Raw genomic sequence first — 25617 nt, 5'->3', positions numbered from 1 at the left:
AAATAACCTCCTTTAATTCTTACTAAAAAATATGTCTAATTTAGAAAAAAAACAAAGTTTAACAGAATCCTTAGATTCAGGAACTTACGAAATAATAAAAAAGAGACTTCAAACACAGCAAGAAGAATTAACTTCTCGTTTGTCTCAATTAAACCAAGCAAGAAAAGAAGTATTTAATTCCGTAGAATTTGTTTTAGAATCAAACCAAAGAATTAATACAGAAAATAACTGTATTGCCCGAGGAATTATAGCCATAGAAAATCTTTGTATTTTTGCTTACAATGTTCATTTTGGTTTACGAACCGATATACAACTAAGTGATGTTTTTAGCATTTATTCCTTTGATGGAAAACAGTTTACCCCCCAATCGTTGGATTTAATCAAAGACGAAACTTTCATCAACGATTACAAAAACCTATATCAATACTACCGAGATTCCATCTTTTCCAGATTTAGAAGAACAGAGAACTATCTATATATGATTTTCCAAACCGGAAAAAATACAGAAGATCTCAAAGCCTTTAAATGGTTGATAAAAGAGGGTAAATTAATCTATCAGGACGATCGAAGTATTCACGAAGTACCCAAAGTACAACAATACGAATTTAAATGGAACAAAACTACCTTAGATAACCGAAGGTTAGGGGTGCATCCGCATATTTCCATTTTAGATAAAGTATTTATAGAAGCTATACAAGGAGATATAACTTTTAAAATAGAAGACAATACTGATACCGGAAAAGGAATCTATTCCGAACCGGTAGAAAACAGGGATCAACAGTTGGATGATGCCGACTATTACTATGCTGATTTAGGGAATTTTATTTTAATAAGAATTAAACCCTATCAAGAAAAATTTAGGGCTTTTGTTTTTAACAACAGAACCAAAGAAGTAATCAATATTCCCAAATTAAATGAAACCGGGATACTTCTTCCCGATAATCAAGGAATTATATTTTCTAATGGCTATTACTTACAAAGTGGAGAATACAAAATATTTGAAAATGGATTAGAAAATTTTGAATTTATAAGAAAAATACCTTCTGCTAACGGAGAAGACTATCTTTACATTTTCTACCAGAATGAAAGCAATACCTATGTTTTAATGTCTTATAACATTATAAAACAAGAAGTAGAAACCCCTATTATCTGTAACGGATTTGCTTTACTCAATACAGGAAAGCTTATTTATTTCCGTTCCGAAGACGAAGCCATAAAACACCATGTAGTACAAATATGGAATACCCCATACCAGGCAGAAATACAAGAAGCGCCGGAACAAAAAAATAATGAAATTTACAAGATAGGAAATAAAGACATTGTAAAAGCCATGGCAGAATGCCAGGAAATCATTAACCTTATAAACAAAGAAGATTCTTACGAAGGCTTGTATAATGACATAGCAAAAAAAGCAGGCGATATTACCGATTCTTTTTTCTGGATCTCTCAACCTTCTACCTTTAAACTCTCAGAGCCTCTGAAACAAATTCAGGAAATAGCCCATACAGCCATCGATGAATTTGCTAAAGTACAGGAACAAAAAAAGAGTGCCGTACAGCAATTGGAAGAAATTACCGAAAAAGTAAAAAAACTACAATTCAACATAAAAAGTACCCAAGGAGATACCTTGGAAAGCTTAGTGAAATTGTTATCGGAAAACCGAAAATTGCAGGGAGAGGTAATAGAACATGGAAATATAAAATATATTGATCTTGAAAAAATAGAAGAACTCAAAAAACAATTAAGTAAGAGTAATACCCAACTTTCAGATCAAACCGTTGAATTTTTATTGAGAGAGGAAGCCTTAATACCATACGAAGAAAAAGTAATTGCTGAGAAAGAAAGAGTAAACCAAATCACTAAAGTAATTGACGGGCAGTTGGTCGATGAAAATTGCAAACTTATATCTTCCGAATTAGAATTACTTATCGATATTCTTAATAGTTTAAAAATAGAAGATACCACACAAACTACAAAAATCATAGAAAAAATATCTTTGATTTTTGCTTCCCTAAACGAGGTAAGAGCACAGTTGAAGAAAAAACTCGAAAGTTTAAAAACGGGGGAAGCCATTGCCGAATTTCATGCCCAATTAACCCTTTTAGATCAAAGTATTGTAAACTTTTTAGAACTTTCTACTTCCCCCGAAAAATGCGATGAATACTTTACTAAAGTAAGCGTTCAGGTAGAAGAAATGGAAAGCAAATTTGCCGATTTTGAAGAATTTATTACCCAAATTGCAGATAAAAGAGATGAGGTAATAAAAGTTTTTGATGCACAAAAAACAAGGTTGGTAGAACAAATAAACAAGAAAACTTCTTCTTTAGAACAAATCGGAAGCCGGATTCTGAAAAATATAGAAAATAAGGCGTCCTCCTTCAAAACCAAAGAAGAAATACAAGCCTTTTTCTCTACCGATTTAATGGTAGATAAAGTAAGAAAACTGGCAGAAGAACTAAAACAACTAGGAGATGTTTCCAAAGCCGAAAACTTAGAAAATAGCATAAAAACTTCCCTGGAAGACAGCTTGCGAACTCTAAGGGATAAAACAGAACTTTTTGTAGACGGAGAAAATATTATCAGTCTTGGAGAATACAAATTTGCCGTTAACCGTCAGCCCTTAGATCTTACCATTGTAAGAAGAAATAACCTATTATATTATCACTTAACCGGAACCGGGTTTTTCCATTCCGTAAAAGAAGAAAAAATATATCAATATCAATCCATCTGGGAACAAGATGTTATTTCCGAAAACAACCAAGTATACAGAGCAGAATACTTAGCCTATCAGGCATTTCAAGAAAGTTTTAAAAATAAAAACTTTAATCTTAGCGAATACATAAAAAACAAAATAGAACAAAGCTATGCAGAAGCTTATCTAAAAGGAGTTCATGATTTTGACGCCATTCAGATCTATACTGCCTTAAACGAATTGCACCAATCCCTACAAACCTTGGTTTATTCCCCTTCTTTACGAGCCGTGGCACAATTGTTTTGGAATAGTTTATTAGAAGAAGAAAAAAATAAACTAAACAAACTAATTATATCCGCAAGTTCAGTATTAAAAATATTTCCTGATTCCGATAACTACCAATATGTAGTCAATAATTTAAAAGAACAATTCGAACAATGGAATACCGCTTTTAGTACACTGGAAATATCTTCCGAACAAGTAGCGGAATATTTATTTAAAGAATTCAGTACATCTCCAAACTTTACCAAAAGTAAACAGGCAGATGAATTGAAAAAAGAATTTACCGCCTATCTAAAATCACAAAAAGCACTAAGTATTTTTGAAGAAGATACCCAAGACGCATCTTTAGAATTCTCCGATCAGTTTTACTTAGTGAAAAACTGGCTGGAATCTTTTACCGGATTGTCTGACCATTTTTCAGCCTTTGAAAAATATATAGACGAAGCCAGTTGTTTATTATTGTTTGAACATAAAAATGCCTATACCTTAGTAGAAAGTACGGATGAAACTATTCTAACCCAACTCAAAGGCAGTCATCCTGTAATAGAAAAAGACAGTTATGTACTCAATTATCATAGTTTTATAGAAAAACTAATACTTTTTTCAGAGGAAAGTGTGCCTAAGTTTAAAGAATTCTCACAAACTAAGGAACAACTGTTAGAAGAATATAAAAAATCATTAAAAGTAAACGAACTACAACCCAAAGTTCTCACTTCCTTTGTAAGAAACAAACTTATAAACGATGTTTATTTCCCTCTAATCGGAGCAAATTTAGCCAAACAAATTGGAGTAGCCGGAGAAAACAAAAGAACCGCCCGTATGGGAATGTTACTTTTAGTATCACCTCCCGGTTACGGAAAAACCACTCTGATGGAGTACTTGGCAAAAACACTGGGATTAAATTTTGTAAAAATTAACGGCCCCACCATTGGGCATTCCATTACCTCCATAGACCCCAACGAAGCCACTACTTCTGGAGCACGAGAGGAACTAAAGAAAATAAACCTTTCTTTTGAAATGGCAGATAATGTGATGTTATACTTGGATGATATTCAGCATTGCAGTGCCGAATTTTTACAGAAATTTATTTCGTTGGCAGATGGACAAAGAAAGATGGATGGAATTTTTAGTGGAGAAAGCAAAACCTATGATTTGCGTGGAAAACGTTTTTGTGTAGTGATGGCAGGGAATCCGTATACCGAAAGTGGAGAAAAATTCCAAATTCCTGATATGTTGGCCAACCGTTCGGATGTTTATAACTTAGGAGATGTAATTGGCAATACTGAAAACTTGTTTAAGCTCAGCTTGCTGGAAAATTCCATAGCCGAGAATAATTACCTACAAAAATTAAGCAGCCGAAGTTTTGATGATTTTTATAAACTGGTCAATTATATAGAAACCGGAAATGAAGAGTTATTGAATTTGGAAGGGAATTATTCCAACCGAGAAATAGAAGAATTTATTTCCGTATTAAAAAAATGTATACAAGTGCGGGAAGTGGTAATGAAGGTCAATCAAAATTATATTTCCAGTGCAGCCATGGACCATGCCTACAGAACCGAACCAGCGTTTAAATTGCAAGGATCTTATCGAGACATGAATAAGATGGTCGGAAAGATTGTTCCCTTAATGAATGACGAAGAAGTACAAGAATTGATACGTACCCATTATGAGAATGAATCTCAAACTCTTACTTCTGATGCCGAAGCCAATATGCTGAAGTTAAAAGAATTAATGAATGAATTAACAGCAGAAGAAACTCAACGTTGGGAAAATATAAAAACTACCTTTCTTAAAAACAATAAATTAGGGGGAGTAACCCAAGATGCCCAAGCTGGTCAGGTAATTGCCCAATTAATGGATTTTAATACCAATTTAGAAGGAATTATTAAGGTATTGAATAATAGAAAGAATTAAAATATAAAACCCAATCAATAAATTGATTGGGTTTTATATTTTTTTAATAATCCCAAATGTTAGAGTTTTTAGGAGAACTGATTGGTGGAATTATTATTGAAGGTTTGGGAGCCTGTGTCCGATATTTGTTTTTTTTATTAATTGGAAAAAGAAAAAAGTTTTCCAAATTATTAGAATCTGGGGGTTATAATATCATTGTATCAATTATAACTTATGTAGTGATTTTCTTCATATTTTACCTAGCTAATTTATAGAATCTGTATATTTCTAGCTTCCACAAGCTATATAATAGGTAGGTATTCCATGAATAATTTCAGGTTCATCAATTCCTTTAAAAAACACATGATCTCCTAGCTCTTTATTTGCTTGTTGATTATGAAGTTTGATAAGAAATTCTAAAGTTGTAAAGTTCTTTCCGTTATCAGCTTTAAATTTTGCTATGATTTCAACTGGATATTCATCTTCCTCTAGTTCTTCATCAAAAATACTTTTATAGTCATCAATTAAAGTTTCATTTTCAAGTAAGTCAGATGGACCAGTAATCCAAGCCCTATATTGAATTTGTAATTCAGGAGAGTCTATAGCAACCTCATCCGGTTTCCAATCTTCATCAGTTTCACCAATCGATTTTTGATAGTTAATTACTTCTTTATTAAACTCGTCAAAACTTGTATAGGTTTTAGGAGTAAAACACCAACAAATTTGGTTTAAGCTCAAGTTTTCTTTCATAGTAGTTTTATTTAATTAAAATTATATAAGAGATAATAAATCTTATATATCAAATTTATAATTAGCTAAGTTATAAAAAAATAAAAGATTTATTTAAATGTTTCGTTTAGTATATTAAAAAAGTATTTAATTACTATTCTTAGGGATAGAGATATAAAGACAATTTAGTGTTTTTATAATTAGATTCAACATTAATACTAATTTAATTAAATGTTTCTTTTATATAATATTGCGCACCTCTAATAGAATTGTTAATAATAAATTCATATGCTTAAAAAAATCCTTATACTTTTTTCAATTTTATTTTATTCAAAAGGAATTAGCCAGACCACTGCCGAGAAGGAAATAAACCAAATATTTCAATTAGAGGAAAAAGAAAAAATACATCAGTTTTTTCAGGCAATTGAAGAATATAAACAAGACCATGATTATTCGGATGCCATGATCATGGATTCCATTTTTGCAGAAATTACCCCACCGGTTTTAGTTAATTTTATTAAAAGTATAAACAAAGAAAAATTTATCCAAGAAAAAGAATTTACCAAAGACTACGAATTCAATATTTTTCCTAAAGAATATGCAGCGAATATGCCTTGTGCAGATGTTGTAAGTCTTCAGTTTTTAGAAGAAAAAAATCAATTTCTTCTTATGGTAGGAAACTCTTTTTATGTAGAAGATTTTGGATGTACGGAAAGTGGAACAAGTTATCTATTTAAAATAGAAAAAGGAAAGATAAAAATTATAAATATAATGGAGGTAGGCTAGTTAGTCCATAGTTGTAGTTAAATAAATTACATATAGATTTATATCTTTGTAGTTTAAAACAACTACTCAATGAAATGCCTTTTACTTAAAAGAATCTTTTTGGTTCTACTATTATTTCAATTACTTTCTTGTAAATCCTCTCAGGAAAAACAAGAAGCAATTTTATCTAAAATCCCCGATCCTAAAACCTTAAACGAAACCTTTGTTAGCGATCCGGATCAAATACTTAATCCATCCACCGTTTATAGTTTAAACCAAACATTAAAAGAATTAGATATTTCAGGAAAGGCACATATAGATGTGGTTATAGTAAAATCTATAGGAGATGAAGTACCCAAGGATATCGCTTATAAATTGTTTAATACATGGAAAATAGGTAGGGCAGATACTAATAATGGTTTATTGATTTTTCTTGTACTAGATCAGCGAAGAATTGAATTTGAAACAGGTGTAGGTCTGGAACCCGTTCTTACCGATATGATTTGTGCTGATATCCAAAGAAAATATATGATTCCCTATTTAAAGCAAGGCAACTACGATCAAGCTATTGTATCTGCAATATCTCCTATCATAGAAGTATTAAATACAGAAAGTTACAATTTTAATGTAGAACCGGAAAATCTTGGAAATATTAACGTAGCTTTATCAGAACCCCATGAATCAGAACATAAAACGAGTAATTCCTTTTTTAATTCTATTGAAAATATAGCTGATAAATGGCTTAAGAATTCAAATTTCGTATTAGTTTCGATTATTATATTCTCTTCTTTGACTTTTTTTTCAACGATCATAACAGTAGTTAAAAAAGTGTTTTTTCAAAGAAAGAAAAAATCAAGACTTGTATCCAAATTCTTGATAATTTTATTTCAATTAACAATTATATTGTTAATAAGCTCCATTATTACTGCAGTATTTCATATAAATTTTAAAAAATGCGTATATGTAATCATAGGCTTATATCTTTTTAGAGGATTTTTACTTCACATAAGATTACTTATAATACTTATTTTAGCAAAAAGGAAAGATAGAGATAAAAGATATAATTACCTATTAAAGTATAAAGAAACATTTAAATATAGCGAAAATTTATATCCAATATCATTTATTCATTTATTGTATAAAAAACTTTGCAAAGATATTAAGCATTCACGTTATGACCCTTATGTATGTGAGAATTGCAAAAGTTTAATGAAATTGAATAAGAATAAAAATTTGTCCAAGGGACAATCATTAGAAGAGAAAATAAATTCAGTTGAATATGATTCTTGGGAATGTATCTCTTGTAAAACAATAAAATTAGTAAAATATACTAATATATACTCAAAAGCGAAAGAATGTGAAAAATGTCATTATAGAACTAATGTATTGAAAAAAACGTATATAACACAGAAGGCTACCACTAGTTCTTCAGGTAGTGGTTATGAACTTTACGAATGTAAATTTTGTCATGAGAAAGAAGAAATTGAATTTGTGATACCTAAAGATTCAACCCGTTCTTCCAGATCCTCCTACTCAATAGGAAGTAGTAGAAGTAGTGGAAGTAGTAGTAGAAGCAGTAGTGGTGGATATTCCTCTAGTAGTGGGGGAAGATCAGGAGGCGGAGGAGCTGGTAGTAGTTGGTAATTTTAATAGTATAATAAATAATTTAATAAAATTTAAAATTTTTTATTCAGATCCTCCGAAAGTATTAATTATTAAAAGTTTTTATATTATAAATTATGGGATTTGGATTTAATTTATTTTTTGTACTCGTATGGGCTCCCTTCAATTTTATACTTTTAATACTATGGTTATTTACAAGGAAAAAACTATGGGGTAAGTCGATTTTATTTTTTAATATTAGCTTAATCATCATTATAAGTATAAGTGTAGGAATAAGCTCAAAGAATATGATAGTTCTGCTTAAGAAGGAAGATTATTATGGGGATTATGTTATATATAGAGATGCCTATCCTGGTTATCAAGCCGATTGGCAATACTATCGTTATAAATTTACTATAAAACCTAATGATCAGATTTTATTCTATGAAACCAATGACTATGGTAAAACTAAAATTTTTAAAGGAAAGATAAGTACAATTAAACCATACTCTTCTGAAAGATTAGTTATTCAAATGGATTCTTCACATCATATAACAGCAAAAAATCCAACCGTATATAGAACTACCCAAGGGTTTTATTTAGTATTTCACTCATCTCTTTTTAAAAATGTTTTTTTTAAAAAAAGATAAAAAATAGAAATCTTAATTAGCCAAAGAACCCACTAGGTTTTGTAACTTTGGCAAATCTTTTTTTAAATTAATTATAAAATAACCATATGATAAAAAGAATATTACTAACTGCAACCATTGTTTTTTTAACCATTCAATGTCAAACGACTCATTCTATAATAACACAAAAACCCACAGAAGTAAATACTGAAAATAAAGTAGATTTATCTAAATTTAGGTTCAGTTACGACCAAATGGTTCAAATCGCCAATCCCGATTTTTTTAAACATAGAATGTTTTACGATAAACCATCGGAAGGTCCGGATGCCGCTTGGTTTGATGCGGTTAAGCAAGGGAACTTAGCGGAAATAAAAAGAATGGTTAAAAATGGACAAAATTTAGAAGCTAAAGACGAAGCATCTTTAGGACAAACAGCCCTAGGCTGGGCAGCGTTTATTGGATATCCAGACATAGTGAAATATTTAGTAAAACAAGGAGCAGATATTAGAGCAACGGATCGGGCTGATGTTTATAATGCATTAAAGTCGGCAACTATGGGTGGAAATGTTGAAATTATTTCCTATTTATATAATCTTTTAAAAGATGAAACAGATTGGAATGCTTTGGAAGAGGATGGAGAGACCTTGTTTATGGTTGCAGCCGTGGATGGACGAACCGAGGCGGTTAAATTTATCTTTGAAAATAGCCCTGAACCTATTGATCTAAATGTAGTTTCTGAAAAATTAGATAGAAGTGCTTTAAGCGGTGCATGTGAGAGGGGTTTTACAGATATTGCTAACCTATTAATTGAAAAAGGTGCTATTAATCATAAAACGGGAAAAAGTTCTTGTAAGTAAATTGGAATAAATATTATTAAGAAGCACATCTGGCATTTATTTGGTAGATGTGTTTCTTGTTTTCAATAATATTTGTTAACCCTAAAAGAGTTTCTATATTTGTTTAGAAACTTTAAAAAATAAGTGAAATTCTAAAAATTTATGTCTAACATACCTAAAATACACAAAAAAACTAAAAATTTTGTCTCAGAAAGTACATTCTTTCTATTTAGTTTTTATTTTAGTACAGGACTAAGAATTACTTTTGCAATGATGACTCCATTAGCATTGGGAGTATTGTTTGATCAGTTAAATTTTGGAATACTAGCTTCCTCTGGAGCTTTAATTGCAGGTGCAGGAGACAACCCCGGATCTTTTAAAGTTAAACTTCGAACACAATCAATAGGAGCTCTATTTTATTTACTATTGGTTGTAATTTCACAATTTCTTTTACCTTACAGAGAACATGTAATAACATTTGGGTTATGGGTTACTTTTTGCGGTTTTTTCTTTTCCATGTTTTTTATATATGGAGCTAGAGCCGTAAGTGTTAGTACGGCTTCATTATTTTGCATCGTTTACGCCTGTAGTTTCTACCACAAAAGTATTTGGTTCAATACCCTTGGTATAATGTCTGGAGTTCTTTTCTATGGAATTGTTTCTTTAGGGCTCTGGCGGATACAGCCGTATCGGGTAATTGAACAAAGATTGAGTGAAGGAATTAAGCTGTTAAGTGAATATACTGAATTACTCCTAGAATATATTAACACGAAAGAAAAAGCTAGCTTTAAGAAAAACAAATTAAAAGAACTTTACTCAAAAATATTAGAAAAGCAAGAAAAGGTTCACACCAACCAAGAAGACATTAGAGAAAATCTTTTTAAACTTAGAATTAACGCCAAAAGTTTTTCTTCTAAAGGACGAAGAATGACAATGATTTTTAGTGCTTTGGTCGATTTGTATGAGCAACTAATTTCATTAAATATTCAAGACGATAAGCTTATTGAATCGTTGAAAAATAGCCATTTGCAAGCTGATTTTACCCAAGGATTATTGGATATGAAAGAAATATTGGAACATATAAGCTGGGCGATAAATATTCATAAAAAGATTCATAGGAATATAGAAATTTCTTTGTTAGATAAGTTTAAGAAAAGAATCCTAGATTTAGAAAAGTATGAAGAGGAAAGTGGAATTGAACAAACTGAAGTTATTCATTTACTAAAGCATATACGTTTTATCTTTCGAAGTTTTTATAAACAAACTCTTATTATAAAATCCATTGTTAACGGAGAAAACGCCAACGATAGCAATACCTATCAAGATTTAGATATAGTTAAGTTTACCCGAGAATATACTTATAATTTTAGTACTTTTAAAGCAAACTTAAATCTAAAATCAAACATTTTTCGCCATGCTTTAAGAGTAAGCACAGCTATACTTATTGCTTACATATTTTGTATAATACTAAATATATCCTTTTTTTCGCTATTATTTTTAACGATAATTCTTATCCTTAAACCAGTATATGGCAATACCCGTACATATGCTTTAAGAAGATTACAGGGAACCCTTATAGGAGCAAGTATAACTTTAGTTATTTTTTTATTCACCAGAGATCCCTATATTCTATCTATAATAACTGTGCTAAGCGTGCTAGGGGCTTATAGTTTTTTATCTATAAATTATAAAATTGGAATTTCCTTTGTAACCATTTTTGTTTTATTATTGGTTTATTTGGAACATAGAGGGGGGGGTAGTTTAAGTAATTTACTCATTCGCTTAGGAGGAACATCCATTGCTGTTGTAATAGCATTTATATTCAGCTTTCTTTTTCTTCCCACTTGGGAAAATAAACAATTGCCAAAATTAATCGGTAATCTTATAAGAAATAATTTAGACTATTTTAGTAAAATATCTTTTAATCTTGTGGAAAGCAACAATCAAGAAATGATTTCAGATACAGAGATTAAATTAGCAAGAAAAGAAGTGCTTTTGGCAACCTCAAATTTTTCTAGTACCTTTCAAAGAATTGTTTCAGAACCTGCATTGTCCAAAGAATACAAATCAACCATATACAGCCTTCAAACGCAAATTAATTTATTATCAACACGAATTTCATCGTTGAGGACCTATAACTTTACTTCAAATAAAGATATAGTTACAGAGTTGGATAAAAAAATAATAGCTTTAATTAAAGAGTTGCTAAATGGAGCTATTATTATGATTCAAAAGGATCAAGAAGAAATAGATTCAGAAGCTGATTGGAAAGAGATAGATTTTAATCTTTCCTTAAAAAAATTAAGTCTTACTACATACCAATTAAAAGAAATATACAATCTGGTACAGCAAATTTATTCAAACATTAAAAAAATTAAAGACTTTAAAGAGTGGAAAAGTGCAGAAAAATAATTACTGTAAGAATTTATATCCATAAAATACAACTAAATAACGCAAAAATTTCCCCAATAGCATAAACACAGTTACAATATAAATGTTAGCTCTCATATAACCCAAGGCTAGTGGTATAGTATCTCCTACAATGGGTAAGAAAGAAAAAAAAGCCATAGAAGCCCCTTTTTTTTCCAACCATTGTTGCATTTTTTCAAGTTTTTCTTTTTTAACTTTTAAATACTTTTCAATCCATACCATTTTCCCCATTTTTCCTAAAAAATAATTCGTTAGTCCACCCAAAGTATTGCCAAGAGTGGCTAGAAGAATACAAATCCAAGAATTTCCTCCTAAAGCAAGTATTCCCAGTAAAACAGCTTCGGAACTAAAAGGTAAAATAGTAGCTGAAAGGAAGGAAGCAATAAATAAACCCACATATCCGTATTGCATTAGAGCATCTAACATAAGGAATTATTTTAGTTCAGGATGATTTATTTTATTATCCTTGATTTTTTCATAGATCAAATGAAACGCCAATTGTTTTAGCTCTTCTTTATTTCTATTTTCAGGAGAAAGAATAGCTAACCTTTCCACTTTAATTTTGCCAGGATATCCCAATCTAAAAACAAAGGGAAACATGTTGTTTAAATTATGAAATGCATAAATAACTATGGGGATATTGCAATTAATGGAAGAAACAAATGCACCATCTTTAAAGGGAGCTAAAATAATATCTCGATCAGGAACTCCACCTTCAGCAAAAATAACTACGCTTTTATGGTTTTCTTCAAGGGCTTTTTTTATTGCTGGAAAAACATTTTTTCTGCTTTCTTTACTAGATCTATCTACTAATATGCATAGTTTTTTGTAGATGCGCCCGAAAAAAGGGTATTTTTTTATTTCACTTTTTCCAACAAAAGTAATAGGGTTATTGGGGTGTAGTATAAACATAAGCGCTATATCCATCATTGAAGCATGATTGGAAACCAAAATATAATTTTTACCAGGAGCCAAGTCTTCTTTTGATCTAAGGGAATAGCTAAATCCTGATCCAAAGAATAAAACATAGGCCCAAGCTCGCATAAAAATGTAAGTTATTTTATCATTTTTCTGAAAGCTCAATAAATAAATTATAGTCCCTATAAAAATAGTATCAATAATTACCACTAGATAAAACCATAATTTCCAGATTACAGTAAAAATTATTTTCAAATAATTCATTTTATTGAAAGAGTTATAGATGAACTTCTAAAAGAGTTATAGGAGCGTCTTTGTCGCTAATAATTTCTATATTTTTCAGACAAGCCGGTATAAGTATGCTCTGCCCCTTTTCTATAAAAATAGATTGATTTTGGTTATAACTCATAGATCCTCTTCCTTCTAAAAGAATAAAAATTTTAAAAGATGTAGGTAAGTCTTTAAAAATATAATTTTTAGCAATGTTATGCTTGTTAACATTAAAATAAGGGCTATGTACTAAACATTCATTTAATCCTTGAGGGTTATAAGTAGAATAAACATTTTCAATGTATGAAAAATCTATAACCGCTTTAGCTTCTTCAATATGTAATTCTCTTTTTTTACCATTCTTATCAAGCCTATCGTAATCGTAAATTCGATAAGTGATATCTGAAGACTGTTGTATTTCAGCAATCAATAAACCTTTACCCAGAGCATGAACACGACCTGCAGGAATATAAAAAACATCTCCTTTTTTAGGATAGACTTTTCTAAAAACTCCATCAAAATCATTAGCATTTAATTTTTCAAAAAATTTCTCTTGAGTCATGTTTTTTTCAAAACCCAAAATAATTTCGGAATCTTTATCAGCATCAATTACATACCACATTTCTGTTTTACCCCATGAATTGTGATGCTTCTTACCATAAATATCATCAGGATGAACTTGTACTGAGAGGGGTTCGTGGGTATCTAAAAATTTAATTAGTAATGGAAAATTATTTCCAAACTTATTATAAACATCAGAACCTACTAAATCTTCCTTATAGACGTTGATGAGTTCCGTAAGTTCTCGGTCTTTTAAAAATCCATTAGATACTTTACTTATAAAATTAGGAACTGATGATATTTCCCAGCTTTCACCAATTTTATCATCGCTTACTTTTTTTCCAAGTGTTTTTAACTTATTACCTCCCCATATTCTATAATGTAAACTAGGATAAAATATTAGTGGATATAACGACATTATTAAGTATTAAAATATTACCTATACAAAAGTATCATTTTTACTTAGAATAATTATTTAATGTATTAAAATAATAATTATTATTTTCTTTTAGAGAAACAATAAATTTTTTAAAAGAAGCTGCATGTTCTGGTTTTTGGAACATGCGGTCATGAACGAGTATAACTACTGAATTTTTGGAATGTGTTTTCCCATTTTTTAAAATGTAATTCACGGTTCTAACCATCTCATCAGCACTTTGCACCGGAATATTCCCGTTTTTAAAATGCCATTCAGTATCCCACCCAAAAACAGAATAACCCAAGGAATCTAATTTTTTCACGGTTTTTAATGCCGATAATTCTCCTTTAATAATATGGTCAACAGACCAAGTGTTTCTCCCTGGTAAACGAGCAATTTTACTATTTAAGTTTAAATTTTTTTCAGCCAGTATAAAATCGTTAATAGATCCTGAGGGATCATTATAAAATTTGCTATATTTATTAAAGTAGGCATGGGTGTTACTATGATTTCCAATGACAAATAAAGGATCGTTATGAATAGAGTCAACCAAACTTGTTTTTGATTTACCTTCATTGTGTACACCAATCATAAAAAAGGTAGCAGGAACGTTGCATTCTTTTAAAATTTTCCAACAATTTCTTGTACCCTCTTGAGGACCATCGTCTAAGCTTATATAAATATGGTACTTGTTTAGTGAATCATTTTTTAAATTTAAATTATCCTTATTTTTAGTTTTGAAATTCGAGGCAGAATCTTTAACGCTATTATTATTGGTTTCAATAATACTTAGTGAAGCGCTTGTATCACTTTTTGAATTGGTAGAAGTTTCAATAGTTATCTTTTCATTATTAATAATAGTATCATTATTCAAATGTACTTCTTTATTATTTTTGCAACTATTAATTAAACTTATGCTTAGTATAAAAAATATATTTAGTATATATTTCATTTGTGATATAATTTTATCAAAATTTATCAAATATAAACAAAATTCCATTAAAAATAATTCATGAAATATTCAATATTTCGTAATAATTTTGCAATTGATATTTTAGATTAAAATTATAAATCTTCTAAAAATTCATAAAAGCTTGAAATTCGACATTAAAATTGCTATGAAAACAAGTTTCATAGAATACGTTTTAAATGATAGTTAATTCATTCTTAGAATTTTAAAAATTTTAATGAAGTTTTAAAATTACTTGAGATAAACTAGACACTAAAAATTTTATTAAGTTCAATTGGTTATTTATTCATAAAATTATAGGATAGAAAATTATAGATATTTAATGGGTATAATTTCAATTTTATCCGTAGTATAAAAAATATTTATTATAAATAATTTTATTTTTTATGTGTAAAAATAATATTTTAACATGATTTTAAATACAACTGCTTTGAAATATATATCGTATTTTATATTATTTATAACTATAATGTCTCCGTGCAAAGCTCAAGTAGCCTATAATTTAACCGTAGAAGAATTGTTTAGTCTTGGACTTAAAAACAGTTTAGAGATACAAGAAGCTGAGATCCATAAGGAGATATATGAATCAAAAGAAAATACTGCTAAAACAAAAAGATTACCAAGTTTAGATGTAACTTTAGCTAACGGATATCTAGGTACACCAACAGTATATGATAAAAATTTATCTTATGTTAAAAAACCTTATATGCCTAAATGGAAGCAAAATTATGCAGTTGATTTAAAACAGCCGATTTACCAAGGAGGACGTATAAAAAATTCTATAAAATATTCTTCAATTGAAAAAGATATAGCTACTGTTGACTTTGAAAAAAGTAAATCTGATATTAAATTGTGGCTTATAAACAATTATTTAGAATTATTTAAACTTTATAAGCAAAGAGAAGTATTTGAAAAGACCATTGATGAAGCAAATAAAAGACTTAAAAATATAAAAAATTTAAAAAGACAAGGTATAGTTACCAATAATGATGTTTTAAGAAGTGAAATTGAGGTCTCAAATTTTCAATTATCTTTAGAGGAAGCCAATAATGATATATCTTTAACATCACAACAATTAGACATAATCTTAGGATTAAATGAAGAAATAATTCTTATCCCGGATTCAACTTTACTAGACTTAGATCTTTTCTTAGCAAGTGAAGAAACTTATTTAGAGCAAGCGTATAAAAAATATCCAGATCTTAAAAAATCAAATTTTAATATTGAAAAGGCAGAGATTGAAAAAAAAATATCAGAATCTAAATATATTCCCAATCTTAATTTAAATGTAGGAAGTCAATTAATAAGACCAATAACGACGGTATCCCCTGTCCAAGATTTATATATGAATAGTTGGGGAGTTACTTTAGGAGTAACTTACGATTTATTTTCATGGTTTGATTATAAGCATACAAAATATCAAAGCAATAAGAACGTTGAGCTTCAAGAAAATAGGAAACGACAAATAGAACAAGAAATACGAGTAAACATAAAGTCAGCCTACATAAAACATATGCAAGCCTTAAATAGGGTAAAGGTTTTAGAGAAAACAGTTATACAAGCAAAAGATAATTACCGGATAACGAAAAATAAGTATTTTAATCAATTGGCTATTCTCACAGATTTACTAGATGCCGCGTCTGTTCAGCTTGATGCAGAGTTACAACTAACCGTTGCCAAAGCAAATACTATATACACTTATTATTCATTGTTACATACAAGTGGTAATTTATAAAATTTATTTATTATGAAAAAAAATGAAATGCATCCTCATAAAGACGTAACAACTGATGATTCCTTGATTAATGAACCCAGCACGAAAAAAGATTCTACGACCTATAAACGAAATAATGAGCGAAGCAATCTTCACATAGAGCTTAAAAAGAAAAAAAGAAGAACAATTATAGTTAACACTATTTGTATTTGTATTATTTTGTTTGGTATAGGTTGGGTAACCCAATATTTTTGGCGATATTACGAGTATGAAATCACCAATGATGCTAGCATTGAAGAATATATAACTCCTATAAATTCAAGAGTTTCTGGCTATATTAAAGAAGTAAGATTTAAAGAGCACGAAAAGGTTAAAGCAGGAGATACCTTAGTAATCATTGATGATAGTGAGTTCAAAATTAAAGTTTTAGATGCAGAAGCTTCTTTAAAAGATGCGGAGGCATCTAAAAATGTAATGATTTCAAATCTTCAATCATCATTGAAAAATGTGTCTGTATCAGAAGCTAATATATCAGAAGCTAAAGTGAGAATGGACAATGCTTACAAAGATTATATTCGTTACGAGAATCTGTGGAAGGAAGAATCTGTACCGCAACAACTTTATGATCTTAAAAAAGCAGATTATGAAGCTTATAGAGCTAAATATCAATCCTTGATTAATCAAAAGCAAGCCAATATTTCTAATACAGAAGGAGTAAGTAAAAAACAAGAAAATGCAGATGCACAAATATTACGAAGCAAAGCCAATTTAGAAATGGCTAAATTAAATTTATCATATACTGTAATCAAAGCTCCCTACGATGGCTATGTGGGACGTAAAAATATTGAAGTTGGAGAATTAGTACAAGCAGGGCAGGTATTAACTAATATTATAAAAAACAACGACAAGTGGGTAATCGCAAATTACAAAGAAAAGCAAATTGCTAATATTTATGAGGGACAGGAGGTTAACATATATGTAGATGCAATAAAGGATAAAACCTTTAAGGGTAAAGTAACAGCGATTTCAGAAGCTACAGGATCTAAATATTCAATGATTCCTACGGATAATGCCGCTGGTAATTTTGTGAAAATTCAGCAAAGAATTCCTGTTAGAATTGATTTTATTGATTTAAATCAAACAGAGAGAACTAGACTAAGAGCTGGCATGATGGTTGAGACAGAGGCTAAAATAAAATGATAAATAGGCATATTTTTAGAAAAGACATTCCCCGTTGGTTAATGTTAGCGGTAGCTTATATAATAATGGCGCCTGTAATGTTGATTAATGGGGCGTATACTGGTAGTTCTGTTGATATTTCTAGTTCTTTAGGAGTAATGTCTGAAGACATTAATATGGCTTATTTTTCAACCTCAGCAGGGATGTCTATCGCATATCCTTTAATTATAAAGTTAAGAAAGGTAGTTACACAGAAAGTAATTATTCTATGGGCTTTACTAATGCAAGTTTTTTTAAGTCTTTTATGTGCAGAGGTTAATAATATGGTAATTATTACATTATGTAGTTTTTTTATAGGTTTCTTTAAAGCGCTTGCTCTATTAGAAATTATAATGATACTTATGCCAATGCTTAGTCCTGATAATCATAGAGGAATCTTTTATTCCAAATTTTATCCAGTCACCCTAGGGTTAAGTCAATTGTCAATGGTTTTAACTTCAGAATTAGCCTATCGTTACAACTGGCAGTATATGTATTACTTTATGATAGCGCTTTTGCTAATAGCCATGATAGCTGTTTTACTAACCTTTAAATATACAGAATTGCCAAAAAAAATTCCGTTAAAAGATGCGGATTGGCTAAGTGTATTTTTATGTTCCATCATTTATATATCAATCATCTATGTGTTTACCTATGGTAAAACATTTGATTGGTTTAATTCAACTTCTATCTTTGTATGTACCTTTTTTATTATACCTATAGCAGTAATTTTATTTATTAAAAGACAGCTAATTAAAGAAGATTCTTACATTGATTTATCTATTTTAAAAAATACAAATACATCCGTAGGATATTTGGTAATGTTTATTTGCATGTTTTATGTATCTGCCAGTGTAATTGTATCCTCTTACGTAACTTCTGTTCTTAGACTTGAGAGTAATCGATTGTACGAATTGTATATTATAACAATTCCAGGGTTTATTTTAGGAGCCATAGTATGCTGGAGGTGGTTTAACAAAGAAAGAAGGATAAACCTAATCATTTTTTTTGGATTTCTTTGCTTAGTCAGTTCATGTGCTATTTTATACTTTACAGTTTCTCCCAATGGGCAATATAGCTTACTATATATTCCAATGTTTTTAAGAGGGACGGGAATGATAGTTACATTTGTTGTTTTTGGTGTGTATGTAGTGCAAGGGCTTCATCCAGATAAATTTATCTATAATGTTTTTTTTCTAATAGGAATTAGATCGGCACTATCACCAGCTATAAGCTCGTCAATCTATTCCAATACCATTTATCGATTACAACAACAGTATGTAGCAAAATTATCTGAAAGTATAAATAATACCAACCCTTTGGCTGTAGAAAAATACAATCAATATTATCACACAGGGGTAAGTAAAGGTTTTGGAGTATATGAAGCACAACAATATGCGCTTTCCAGTATCAATTCATTGGTGCAAATACAAGCCTTAACTTTAACTTTAAAAACTATTTTGGGTTGGCTAACCCTTTTAGGAATATTTATTCTATTATTAGTATTAATTTATCCATTCAACAACCACAAAAAATTAAAATTTATTAAGTGGAGAAAGAGCATGGGGTATTAAAATTGTGAATGAATAACTTTTAAAAAATTATGCGTAAAATCATTCATATTGATATGGATGCCTTCTATGCATCTATTGAGCAAAGAGACAATAAAGAGTATAGGAATAAGCCCTTAGTAGTGGGTTCTTCTGGAGTAAGAGGGGTTGTAGCTGCTGCAAGCTATGAAGCTAGAAAATATGGTATTAAATCAGCCATGGCTTCACAAAAAGCGATGCAATTATGTCCAAACATAATTTTTGTACAACCTCGATTTGAGGTTTATAAATCTGTATCCAAGCAAATTAAAGAAATTTTTTTAAAATATACCGATAAGGTTGAACCCCTATCACTAGACGAAGCCTTTTTAGACGTAACTGAAAATTATATGAATGAACCCTACGCGATGGAAGTTGCCAAAAAAATAAAATCAGATATTTTTAAGGAAACGAACTTAACGGCATCTGCTGGGGTGTCATTCAATAAATTTTTAGCTAAAATAGCCTCTGATTATAATAAACCCAACGGACTTTTTATTATTACACCTAAAAAAGCAGAAAAGTTTGTTGGAAAATTAAAGGTTGAATCTTTTTTTGGCATTGGAAAGAAAACTTCACAAAAACTACATGAACTTGGAATTTATACAGGATGGGATCTTAAACAAAAAACAGAAGATGAACTAATTAGATATTTTGGTAAACAAGGGCGAAAATTTTATTTAAATGCAAAAGGAATTGATCACGGGGAAGTGAATCCAAATAGAATAAGAAAATCATTAGGAGCAGAAAATACTTTTAGAGTGGATACAAACTCTTTAGAATTTATTTATTTAGAATTAAAAGAAATCTGTAAAGAAGTGATTGAAAGAATAAAAAAAGTATCTTTTAAAGGTAAAACCATAACTTTAAAAGTTAGATATGAAAATTTTAAAATAGTTTCAAAATCTAAAACATTATCCCAACCCGTGACCGATTATTCCGTTTTATATAAATCTGCACGAGAATTACTTCATGAATTGGACTTATCAAATAAAGTTAGACTCATAGGTATAAGTATTAAAAATATGTATAATATTGAAACTGATACTACTTTGGGTCATCAATTAGAAATTCCTTTTGAAGTTTAAAAAATTAATTATAATTTAAAAAAGGCATTAGGTGCTTATTCTAATGCCTTTTAATTTTGTTGCTAAAAAACTTCTAATACTAAACTAATCTTAACAATCTAATAAATTCGTTTTGAAAACAACACCACGTTTGTACAATTTATATTTGAGTATTTACTAAAATTTTCTTTATTAAATGTGTAATTACTTATTAACATTACAAATGTAGGAGGTTTTTTTAAAGAATTCTTACGGATATCCGTAATTTGTGAATTAATCAATTTTACTGTATAAAATATTTAAATTATCAATTATATAATTCCCAATTCAACAGCTAAACTTAGTAGATGTTTAGTATCTTTAGCATTAAAAGTTATTCTAAGCAAAGCTAACTTTTTCTCAATTGAACTTTCACTATTGGGCGTAATTTTTTCCTTTTTTAAATAATTTTCAACTTCTTTTTGTGTAAAACCCTTAGCTAAAAGTTTTAATAAATTAATATCGTATTCCGTTAGTTCAAAAAGATTGCTTTTAGAAATTTTATTATCATCAGAAATATAAGATTTATTTTCTTTAATCGCTTCAATGGCCTTTTTTAAATCTTTGATATCATCTCTTCCTTTAGTTACAAAAGCGTTAATCTTGTATTTTTCAAAAAGATGATTTATTTTATGATATCTATTTTCAATTGAAAAAACAATAATTTTTAAATTGGGTTGTTCTTGCTTTATTAGATTAATTAAATCTTCTCCACCCTCGAGTTCTTGTTCTCTATAGTCAGAAGCAAAAGACAAGTCAGTGATTAATAGATCATAAGGATCATTTTTTGACAAGGCAGCTCTTAATTTTAATATTGCATCGTCACAATAATAGGTTTTATCCACAATTTTAACATTTGCCTGTTCGGAAATAGTTTTTTCAATGCCTATACTATAACTATCAAAATCTTCGGCAATAAGTATTTTTCTTAACATAATTTTTAGTTGTTAATTAATATTTTTATATAAAAACCAATATTTCTTGTAAAATCGATAAAATAAGAGCCATTGATTGAATTTATTCTAGCTTTCAAATTAATAAAATGTTTGTTGGGATTGTAATCTTTTAGGTTCATTCCTATACCATTGTCAATGTACTCAATTGTGAATGAATTCTTATCATTTTTAAATTTTATGGTAACAAGGCTAGCTCTACTATGCTTACGCATATTAGTTAAAAGTTCCTTTAGTATATAATAAAGCTCCTCTTTCTTTTCTAAACTGATTCCATTCCATATATTAGCCTCATTTCCCATCAATATGATATTAGTATCTTTAGAACTATAGGTTTGTATCATCTGTCTAAGAATAAGATTGTAATCTTTTTTCAGATCCATCTTAAATTCAGCATCGTGAGAGATATCTCTAGATTTATGATATAAGTTTTCTAAATCATTAATCACTTTTGAAGGTTTAATATCTGAACTATTAATGATTTCCGTCATTAGAAAATATATACCATTGGCTACCTCGTCATGAATTTTTTTAGAATATTTCAATTCTGTTTTTTCAATTTCCTGATTTTTTTCAAGATTAAATTTCTGTCTTCTTTTTTGATACCATAAAACAAAAAATACAATAATTATAAAAATGATGAGAATAATTATGAATACTATGATTCTTTGCTTAAGAATCTGATAGTTTTTTTGTATGTTTTCAGCTTTCAAAAGTGCATTTTCTTCTTTATTTTTTTCTACTTCGTAGCGAATTAAAGTAAATTGGTTTTTAGCATGATTTCTTTTTTTCTGAATGCTATCGCTGAGTGTTAAATAAGTTTGAAAATAATCTTTCTTTGCTGATGATTTAGGATCTAAAAAAATTAATTTTTGAAGAGCAGCCAATTGATCTTCAGTTCGATCTAATTTAATGGCAATTTTGTACATCTTACTCGCGTGGTTAATGGCTTCATAAGGATTATCTTTCTCAAAATATTCTGCCAAATGAAAATGACTAGCCATTTCACCCAATGGGTAGTTCTCCTTTATTCTAATTTTTAAAGCTTCTTCAAGCTCATTCTTTATATCATTGTTAGAACCATATTTTTGCCACCTTATATAAGCTAAATTGTCCAGTACTCTCGCTTTCTCAATAGGATTTTTATCTAAAATAGGATTTTTTAAGAGTGTTGAAAGAGTATTTATAGCTATGTCATATCTTTGGTCTTTAGCATTAACAACAGCTTGATTATTTTTTAATATTATATTAGACAATTTGTTAGAAGAAAAATTCATGGCTAGTTCGTGGTATTGAATTGCCTGAGAATAATCCTCCAATTCTGTTTTAGAGATCGCTAGAGTATTGTATACCGAAGCTAAAGGTATACTATCCTTCATTTTGTATGGGCTTAAATATTTTAGCGCTTCAACTGCTGTTTCTTCACAACCTAGAAAGTCAGCTTCATCAGCTTGTATCATTGCCATATTAGATAGACATCTTCCAATAAATGAACTATCATTTTCAATAAGTGATTGCTCTTTAGAATGATTAAAATAATAGAAAGCACTATCACTTATATTTCCATCTAGATAATAATGACCTAATTGGAAATAGATATTACTTAATTGATGAGCATTTTTATTTTTTTTAGCAATAAGAATATCTTTATAGGCAGATTGTAAATTTTTATCGTTATAAATGTATTCCAGAATTCTGGGTGATTCTTTATTAATACTATCTATTGAATTATTTTTTTCTTTACATGCTAGTAAAGTTATAAATGTAGCGCATGTATAGATGTATATTTTCTTTAACATATGATTAGTACTAAAGAATAAATAAATTCATATAAATGTAAGGATTAATCTTTAAGCATGAAAAGAATTAAATTAAAAAGGGCTATTTAATTTATTTTAAATAGCCCTTTAAATAAAGATTATTGTAACTATTAATCTTTATTTTATTTTTCGTTTTCCGTTGGAATATTTATTGAATTAGCTCCAACAGGAATATGTCCTTGCTCACCGCCCACTTGCGCTTGATCTACAACTCTATTAGAATAAGATTTAACAGAAATATGTCCTTGCTCTCCACCTACTTGAGCCCCATGAGCAACATCTATAGAAAGCTCTTTAACAACGATATGCCCTTGTTCACCACCTACTTGTGCTTGATCTACAACTCTATTAGAATTAGCATCCACAGGGATATGCTCTTGTTCGCCACCTACTTGTCCTTGATCTACAGATTCAGATGCAGAAGGTTTTGTAATAGGTAAGTCATTGTAATCATCAGTACAAGAAGTAATTAATGCGACTAAAGCAAAATTAATGAGTAATATTTTTTTCATAAATTTAAAATTTTTTTATTTGCTGTTCTAGTATAAACAAGCATTTATTTTATGCAAATATACTATAATTAAAACATAAACAATATGGTTAGATTGATTTTATTCCTGATAATATTCTAAGCTTATTTTTTAAACACTTGTAAATTAAATATTTATAATGATATAATTTCACCCTAAAATTTTTTAGTATATAATTATTCATGAGGAATTAAATAAATATAAATTTCAATTTAATATATAAGCTTATTTATTATGAAAGTAATTGGCTGATAATCGTAAGTTTGTTTGGAAAAATTCACGTTTATCAATAATTTAGCAAGTTGAAAATCTCCTATGAATAATTTAAAATCGTTGTTTGATTATTCTTTTTCCATAGTAATACTATTACTTTCTATATTCCCTTTACTTGTATTTTCTTTACTGATTATAGTTACTACGAAAAAAAGTCCTTTTTTTAAGCAACAAAGAATAGGGAGAAATAAGAGAAAATTTTATATTTATAAGCTAAGAACAATGAAAGGGGAGTATAAATCCTCCATTACCACATCTAAAATGGAGATTACTCCACTTGGGAGATTTTTAAGAAAATATAAGTGGGATGAAATTCCTCAAGTAATCAATATTTTAAAAGGGGAAATGTCTTGGGTAGGTCCTCGCCCGGATGTACCAGGGTATGCAGATCAATTGTTCGGGGAGGATGAGATAATACTTACCGTAAAACCGGGGATTACAGGTCCTGCTCAAATTAAATACAGAAATGAAGAAGAATTACTATCCAATCATCCAGATCCAATAAAATATAACGATGAAGTACTTTGGAAAGACAAAGTAGAGATAAATAAAAAGTATGTAAAAGATTGGTCGTTGGGCAAGGATTTAAAATATTTGTTTCAAACTTTTTTTAAATAAATTTTATAAATCCTATGAAATATTAGGTTAAGAATTATTATAAATGATTTTTAATTAGTTATCTATATTAATAAAGAACTTATTGCCGAAGTAAATTTTAAGAAAATAGGTGAATTCATACACCTATTTAATAACGATTTTAATATTCTGTATTGCTATATTTTTTTTAAAAGGTAAAAACCTTAGAAAAAATCAATAAATTTGCTCATATTATAATAAAATATATTCACTAATTTAAACATAAAATATAATGAGCTTTATAGATCCTAACAAAGGCAAAGGAGCAGGAAAGACTGTACCCGATATATCCCCAAAAAACATAGTTTCCACCGGAGCAGAACTAGACAAAGACCACCTAAACAATGCCTTAGACCATGTAACCGACCAGATCACCAATAAAGTACAAGAAAAACTAACCGAACTCACCGCCCCCGTACAAGAAGCCATAGATAAAGCCAAAAAATCCGTAGAAACAGCAAAAAATATAGCTAATCAAGCCCAAGAAATAAAAAAAATCATCCCCGGAGACCTAACCAGCCTACCCAACGGCTTATTAACCCCGGAACAATATGCCGAATATAAAGGATACAACACCCTCATAGCCACCTACGGCGGAGACCCCGAAACCAACCTAGCCAACTCCCATATCGTTTACAGTAAGATTATGATCGCAGGACAAAGAGTACTGGCCGAGAGTCATTTTACCGTAGAAATCAAACAAAAAATAGCAGACCACGACAGCTTTACCATCACCTGTTATTCCGATGCGATAGATGGAGCAAAAGCCTACCCCCTAGA

Annotated in this window: 21 protein-coding genes; 13 read left to right on the top strand and 8 right to left on the bottom strand. The window is 29.5% G+C overall.

Going from position 1 to position 25617, the window contains the following annotated elements:
- Positions 1 to 31: 31 nt before the first annotated feature.
- Entirely contained in the window at positions 32 to 4891 is a 4860-nt protein-coding gene (locus ETU08_RS06660; RefSeq protein WP_146262250.1) for a DNA repair ATPase, read from the top strand.
- Between the two features lie 56 nt (positions 4892 to 4947).
- A complete protein-coding gene (locus ETU08_RS06655) occupies positions 4948 to 5145 on the top strand; it encodes a hypothetical protein (protein WP_146262249.1) in 198 nt (65 codons plus the stop codon).
- A gap of 13 nt (positions 5146 to 5158) precedes the next feature.
- Here ETU08_RS06655 and ETU08_RS06650 read toward each other — a convergent pair whose 3' ends face one another.
- Positions 5159 to 5620 (bottom strand): hypothetical protein, encoded by a 462-nt coding sequence (locus ETU08_RS06650; protein ID WP_146262248.1) that lies wholly within the window; start codon positions 5618 to 5620, stop codon positions 5159 to 5161.
- 267 nt (positions 5621 to 5887) lie between these two features.
- Here ETU08_RS06650 and ETU08_RS06645 point away from each other — a divergent pair, with 267 nt between their 5' ends.
- The 5 genes from ETU08_RS06645 (at position 5888) to ETU08_RS06625 (ending at position 11843) form a co-directional block, all read left to right on the top strand.
- The gene (locus ETU08_RS06645) at positions 5888 to 6385 is read left to right on the top strand and encodes a hypothetical protein (protein WP_146262247.1); all 498 of its coding nucleotides are present in this window, start codon (positions 5888 to 5890) and stop codon (positions 6383 to 6385) included.
- 69 nt (positions 6386 to 6454) lie between these two features.
- Entirely contained in the window at positions 6455 to 8008 is a 1554-nt protein-coding gene (locus ETU08_RS06640) for a TPM domain-containing protein (protein ID WP_146262246.1), read from the top strand.
- Between the two features lie 266 nt (positions 8009 to 8274).
- A complete protein-coding gene (locus tag ETU08_RS06635) occupies positions 8275 to 8616 on the top strand; it encodes a hypothetical protein (protein WP_146262245.1) in 342 nt (113 codons plus the stop codon).
- An 86-nt stretch (positions 8617 to 8702) separates the two neighbouring features.
- A complete protein-coding gene (locus tag ETU08_RS06630; RefSeq protein WP_146262244.1) occupies positions 8703 to 9452 on the top strand; it encodes an ankyrin repeat domain-containing protein in 750 nt (249 codons plus the stop codon).
- A 141-nt stretch (positions 9453 to 9593) separates the two neighbouring features.
- The gene (locus ETU08_RS06625; RefSeq protein WP_146262243.1) at positions 9594 to 11843 is read left to right on the top strand and encodes an FUSC family protein; all 2250 of its coding nucleotides are present in this window, start codon (positions 9594 to 9596) and stop codon (positions 11841 to 11843) included.
- Here ETU08_RS06625 and ETU08_RS06620 read toward each other — a convergent pair whose 3' ends face one another.
- From ETU08_RS06620 to ETU08_RS06605, 4 genes are read right to left on the bottom strand one after another with little or no spacing between them, the layout of a single operon-like run.
- Positions 11844 to 12287 (bottom strand): YqaA family protein, encoded by a 444-nt coding sequence (locus ETU08_RS06620; RefSeq protein ID WP_146262242.1) that lies wholly within the window; start codon positions 12285 to 12287, stop codon positions 11844 to 11846.
- Between the two features lie 6 nt (positions 12288 to 12293).
- Positions 12294 to 13034, bottom strand: a complete 741-nt coding sequence (locus tag ETU08_RS06615; RefSeq protein ID WP_185145292.1) for a lysophospholipid acyltransferase family protein — start codon at positions 13032 to 13034, stop codon at positions 12294 to 12296.
- 22 nt (positions 13035 to 13056) lie between these two features.
- Positions 13057 to 14028, bottom strand: coding sequence for a type I phosphomannose isomerase catalytic subunit (locus tag ETU08_RS06610; protein ID WP_146262240.1), 972 nt, complete (start codon positions 14026 to 14028; stop codon positions 13057 to 13059).
- A 40-nt stretch (positions 14029 to 14068) separates the two neighbouring features.
- On the bottom strand, positions 14069 to 14980 hold the full coding sequence (locus ETU08_RS06605) for a polysaccharide deacetylase family protein (protein WP_185145291.1): 912 nt from the start codon (positions 14978 to 14980) through the stop codon (positions 14069 to 14071).
- Positions 14981 to 15407: 427 nt separating this feature from the next.
- On the opposite strand from ETU08_RS06605, the gene ETU08_RS06600 reads away from it, so the two are divergent.
- The 4 genes from ETU08_RS06600 to dinB are packed head-to-tail and all read left to right on the top strand — an operon-like array spanning position 15408 to position 20607.
- Entirely contained in the window at positions 15408 to 16733 is a 1326-nt protein-coding gene (locus ETU08_RS06600) for a TolC family protein (protein ID WP_221410421.1), read from the top strand.
- A 12-nt stretch (positions 16734 to 16745) separates the two neighbouring features.
- Complete coding sequence (locus ETU08_RS06595; RefSeq protein ID WP_221410420.1) at positions 16746 to 17912, top strand: HlyD family secretion protein; 1167 nt, start codon at positions 16746 to 16748, stop codon at positions 17910 to 17912.
- A complete protein-coding gene (locus ETU08_RS06590; protein ID WP_146262238.1) occupies positions 17909 to 19504 on the top strand; it encodes an MFS transporter in 1596 nt (531 codons plus the stop codon). Before ETU08_RS06595 ends, ETU08_RS06590 begins: the two co-directional genes overlap by 4 nt.
- Before the next feature lie 29 nt (positions 19505 to 19533).
- On the top strand, positions 19534 to 20607 hold the full coding sequence (gene dinB, locus ETU08_RS06585; RefSeq protein ID WP_146262237.1) for a DNA polymerase IV: 1074 nt from the start codon (positions 19534 to 19536) through the stop codon (positions 20605 to 20607).
- Positions 20608 to 20897: 290 nt separating this feature from the next.
- Here the strand turns inward: dinB and ETU08_RS06580 are convergent, their stop codons facing one another.
- The 3 genes from ETU08_RS06580 to ETU08_RS06570 all read right to left on the bottom strand — a co-directional run bounded on the left by ETU08_RS06580 (position 20898) and on the right by ETU08_RS06570 (position 23910).
- Positions 20898 to 21560, bottom strand: coding sequence for a response regulator (locus tag ETU08_RS06580; RefSeq protein WP_146262236.1), 663 nt, complete (start codon positions 21558 to 21560; stop codon positions 20898 to 20900).
- Between the two features lie 5 nt (positions 21561 to 21565).
- Positions 21566 to 23377 (bottom strand): ATP-binding protein, encoded by a 1812-nt coding sequence (locus ETU08_RS06575; protein ID WP_146262235.1) that lies wholly within the window; start codon positions 23375 to 23377, stop codon positions 21566 to 21568.
- 143 nt (positions 23378 to 23520) lie between these two features.
- Entirely contained in the window at positions 23521 to 23910 is a 390-nt protein-coding gene (locus tag ETU08_RS06570; protein ID WP_146262234.1) for a hypothetical protein, read from the bottom strand.
- Between the two features lie 333 nt (positions 23911 to 24243).
- On the opposite strand from ETU08_RS06570, the gene ETU08_RS06565 reads away from it, so the two are divergent.
- A complete protein-coding gene (locus tag ETU08_RS06565; protein WP_146262233.1) occupies positions 24244 to 24819 on the top strand; it encodes a sugar transferase in 576 nt (191 codons plus the stop codon).
- Positions 24820 to 25069: 250 nt separating this feature from the next.
- Positions 25070 to 25617, top strand: a 548-nt coding sequence (locus ETU08_RS06560; RefSeq protein ID WP_146262232.1) for a hypothetical protein, incomplete at its 3' end; no start/stop codon positions are given.

The organism is Apibacter muscae, assembly GCF_007845635.1.
GTDB lineage: Bacteria > Bacteroidota > Bacteroidia > Flavobacteriales > Weeksellaceae > Apibacter > Apibacter muscae.
The sequence above is the reverse complement of the archived record's forward strand: the minus strand, read 5'-3'. Positions and strand labels throughout refer to the sequence as shown.

Coding starts and splice junctions, on each gene's coding strand:
- dinB (WP_146262237.1), top strand. CDS start 19,534: ATGCGTAAAATCATTCATATTGATATGGATGCCTTCTATGCATCTATT.
- ETU08_RS06590 (WP_146262238.1), top strand. CDS start 17,909: ATGATAAATAGGCATATTTTTAGAAAAGACATTCCCCGTTGGTTAATG.
- ETU08_RS06650 (WP_146262248.1), bottom strand. CDS start 5,620: ATGAAAGAAAACTTGAGCTTAAACCAAATTTGTTGGTGTTTTACTCCT.
- ETU08_RS06635 (WP_146262245.1), top strand. CDS start 8,275: ATGATAGTTCTGCTTAAGAAGGAAGATTATTATGGGGATTATGTTATA.
- ETU08_RS06625 (WP_146262243.1), top strand. CDS start 9,594: ATGTCTAACATACCTAAAATACACAAAAAAACTAAAAATTTTGTCTCA.
- ETU08_RS06655 (WP_146262249.1), top strand. CDS start 4,948: ATGTTAGAGTTTTTAGGAGAACTGATTGGTGGAATTATTATTGAAGGT.
- ETU08_RS06565 (WP_146262233.1), top strand. CDS start 24,244: ATGAATAATTTAAAATCGTTGTTTGATTATTCTTTTTCCATAGTAATA.
- ETU08_RS06570 (WP_146262234.1), bottom strand. CDS start 23,910: ATGAAAAAAATATTACTCATTAATTTTGCTTTAGTCGCATTAATTACT.
- ETU08_RS06640 (WP_146262246.1), top strand. CDS start 6,455: ATGAAATGCCTTTTACTTAAAAGAATCTTTTTGGTTCTACTATTATTT.
- ETU08_RS06660 (WP_146262250.1), top strand. CDS start 32: ATGTCTAATTTAGAAAAAAAACAAAGTTTAACAGAATCCTTAGATTCA.
- ETU08_RS06605 (WP_185145291.1), bottom strand. CDS start 14,980: ATGAAATATATACTAAATATATTTTTTATACTAAGCATAAGTTTAATT.
- ETU08_RS06630 (WP_146262244.1), top strand. CDS start 8,703: ATGATAAAAAGAATATTACTAACTGCAACCATTGTTTTTTTAACCATT.
- ETU08_RS06575 (WP_146262235.1), bottom strand. CDS start 23,377: ATGTTAAAGAAAATATACATCTATACATGCGCTACATTTATAACTTTA.
- ETU08_RS06645 (WP_146262247.1), top strand. CDS start 5,888: ATGCTTAAAAAAATCCTTATACTTTTTTCAATTTTATTTTATTCAAAA.
- ETU08_RS06600 (WP_221410421.1), top strand. CDS start 15,408: ATGATTTTAAATACAACTGCTTTGAAATATATATCGTATTTTATATTA.
- ETU08_RS06580 (WP_146262236.1), bottom strand. CDS start 21,560: ATGTTAAGAAAAATACTTATTGCCGAAGATTTTGATAGTTATAGTATA.
- ETU08_RS06610 (WP_146262240.1), bottom strand. CDS start 14,028: ATGTCGTTATATCCACTAATATTTTATCCTAGTTTACATTATAGAATA.
- ETU08_RS06595 (WP_221410420.1), top strand. CDS start 16,746: ATGAAAAAAAATGAAATGCATCCTCATAAAGACGTAACAACTGATGAT.
- ETU08_RS06620 (WP_146262242.1), bottom strand. CDS start 12,287: ATGTTAGATGCTCTAATGCAATACGGATATGTGGGTTTATTTATTGCT.